This is a genomic window from uncultured Thiodictyon sp. (genome assembly GCF_903828115.1).
Classification (GTDB): Bacteria; Pseudomonadota; Gammaproteobacteria; order Chromatiales; family Chromatiaceae; genus Thiodictyon.
In genome coordinates this window covers 1-2,843 of sequence record NZ_CAIKKU010000153.1, presented here as the reverse complement: position 1 = coordinate 2,843, position 2,843 = coordinate 1, and the positions used below count along the sequence as shown (strand labels likewise).

The window sequence follows — 2,843 nt, the reverse complement described above, 5'->3', positions numbered from 1 at the left end:
TCGTTGTCGTTGTCGTAATCGTAATCGAGATTATCGTATCGCCCCGGATTCCCTCGCACGCCAAGTTGCAGCGATACTCCGAGTACGACAACGACAACGACAACGATCGTTCATGAACTCAGTCCCAATTGAGCGCCCCGCCGGTCTGGTACTCGGTGACTCGGGTCTCGAAGAAATTCTTTTCCTTCTTGAGATCCAGCACCTCGGACATCCAGGGGAAGGGGTTGGCGGCGCCCGGGTATTGCTCCGGCAGGCCGATCTGGGCGCAGCGGCGGTTGGCGATGAACTGCAGGTATTCCTCGAACAGCGGGGCGTTGAGCCCCAGGACGCCGCGCGGCATGGTGTCGTAGGCGTATTGCGCCTCCAGTTGCACCGCCTCGCGGATCATTGCCACCAGCTCCTGCCTGAAGGGCTCGGTCCATAGCGCCGGGTTCTCGATCTTGATCTGGTTGATGACGTCGATGCCGAAGTTCATGTGCATGGACTCATCGCGCAGGATGTACTGGAACTGCTCGGCGGTCCCGGTCATCTTGTTGCGCCGGCCCATGGAGAGGACCTGCACGAAGCCGACGTAGAAATAGATCCCCTCGAAGATCACATAGAAGGCGACCAGCTCGCGCAGCAGGCGCTGATCGTTCTCCCGGGTGCCGGTGTGGAAGTGGGGGTCCGCCAGGTAGCGGGTGAAGGGCAGTGCCCATTCCGCTTTGCGGGCCACCGCCGGCACCTCCCGGTACATGTTGAAGATCTCGCCCTCGTCCAAACCCAGGCTTTCCACCACATATTGATAGGCGTGGGTGTGCACGGCCTCCTCGAAGGCTTGGCGCAGCAGGTATTGGCGGCACTCCGGATTGGTGATGTGCCGATACACGGCCAGTACCAGATTGTTGGCGACCAGGGAGTCGGCGGTCGAGAAGAAGCCCAGGTTGCGCTTGATGATGGTGCGCTCGTCGTCCGTGAGGCCGTTGGGGTCCTTCCACAGGGCGATGTCCGCGTTCATGTTGATCTCCTGCGGCATCCAATGGTTGGCGCAGGCGTCCAGGTACTTCTGCCAGGCCCAGTCGTACTTGAAGGGGACGAGCTGGTTGAGGTCCGCACGGCAGTTGATGATGCGCTTGTCGTCCACCCGCACCCGCCCGGCGCCCATCTCCAGCGACTCGAGCCCGCAGGCCCCGCCCGCGGGCGCCGCGTCGGTCGCGGCCGGTGCGCCGCGCCCGTCGGCCGCCAGGCCGGACAGTAGGGTGTCCTCGAAGGGCAACTCTGCCTGGGGCGGGAAGGGGTTGGGGTCGACCACGGGGGCGCTGCCCGCGGTGGTCATCAGGGTCTCGTTGGCGACCAGGCCGCGCCCCGGGCGCGCATGGGCGCTGGTGTCGTGGGCGCTCCAGCGGGTGGCGGCCGGGGCGGGCCGGGCACTGCCGCCCAAGGGTGCGGGGCCGACGGCGTGGGCCGCGGGCGGCGGTGGCCGGCGCGCGGCAGGCGGGGTCGCGGCGAGCGGGTCATCCCAGTTGAGCATGGCAGTTGGTCCTCGGGATCGGCGGTCGTTCTTGGGTCGGCGCAGGCCGCGGCGGGCGCGGCGCGGCGCTCGTCCGGTTGCCGCGTCATTCTAGGCCAAGGTGCGCAGATGTCCAGACCCTATTACAACATCTAGTGGTTTCAGGGGCAGGGAAACCCCGTATGTCGTGCTCACTGGTTCCCAGGGCCAGGGCCAGGCGGGCGCCTGGCCAGCCTGATCAGGGTCGCGAGTCGGTGACCTGGCGGTGCAGTTCCAGGGCCATCGCCTGCCAGCTCAGATGGGTGGCGGTGGCGGCGACGTCACAGGGGTTGGCCAGCGCCTGGCGGATCAGCCCCGCCACCTGTTGCGCCTCGGCGTCCACCGGGAAGAGATAGCCGTTCTTCCCGTGCCGGATGATGTCAGGCGCAAACCCGGTGTCGCTCACCACCGGCAGCAGATTGCACATCATGGCCTCGATCAGCGGGATGGGCCCGCCCTCCAGTGCGCTGGTGGAGAGGAAGACGTCCATGCGGGCGTAGGCGGCGGGATAGTCCGCGTAGGGGATGGTCAGGTACTCGAAATTGCCGCAGGCGAGCAGCGCCGCGAACCCGTCCCACTGCTCCCAGTCCTTGCCGATCAGGATGAAGTGCAGATCCGGCATGGCGCGGACCACCGCCGCCATCAGCTCCGGGTTCTTGCGCGGATAATAGGCCGCGCTCAAGCCCACGACCCCGGTCCCCGGGCGCTGGTGGGGACGGAAGCGCTCGGGATCCGAGGCCCCGACCAGGGTCGCGACCCGCTCGGGCCGCACGCCGCTCGCGATCAGCGACTCACGCGCCCGGCTGTTCATGGTCAGGACGCGGCTCTGATGATTGAGCGCGTAGACGATCTCGGCCGCCCGCACCACGGTCGATTCATGGCTGGGGTGGGTGTATTGGACCAACCGCACGCCGCGCCACACGTTGGGGTCCCGGGCCAGGGCCGCAATCGCCTCGTTCTGATGTACGAAGAAATAGGCCGCGGCGGCGGGTAGGGGCTCGTGGACGGCGGTCGGGTAGTGCAGCCGCGCGCGCCCCGGGTAATGGGCGCAGAGATTCTTGCAGATGGTCTCCATGATCCAGCCGCGGGCGGTCTCCTGGACCACGAACAGCAATTCATCCGTCCGGGGCGGGCGGTTGCGGCGCTGCCGCGCCCAGCCGATCAGACGCACCCGCAGGTAATGACGCAGCCAGCGCAGGTCTTGGAGCATGATGGGGTCCGGTGGCTAGTGGTTAGTGGCTAGTGAGTGCCTTCGGCGTCGCGGTCGCGGTCGTTGTCGTTGTCGTTGTCGTTGTCGTACTCGAGGTTATCGTAG

2 protein-coding genes are annotated in these 2,843 nt (G+C 66.6%); both read right to left on the bottom strand.

Annotated elements, in window-relative coordinates:
• Positions 1 to 118: 118 nt before the first annotated feature.
• Positions 119 to 1,510, bottom strand: coding sequence for a ribonucleotide-diphosphate reductase subunit beta (locus QZY48_RS05615; RefSeq protein WP_295428832.1), 1,392 nt, complete (start codon positions 1,508 to 1,510; stop codon positions 119 to 121).
• 217 nt (positions 1,511 to 1,727) lie between these two features.
• The gene (locus QZY48_RS05610; protein ID WP_295428831.1) at positions 1,728 to 2,738 is read right to left on the bottom strand and encodes a glycosyltransferase family 4 protein; all 1,011 of its coding nucleotides are present in this window, start codon (positions 2,736 to 2,738) and stop codon (positions 1,728 to 1,730) included.
• Between the last annotated feature and the right edge of the window lie 105 nt (positions 2,739 to 2,843).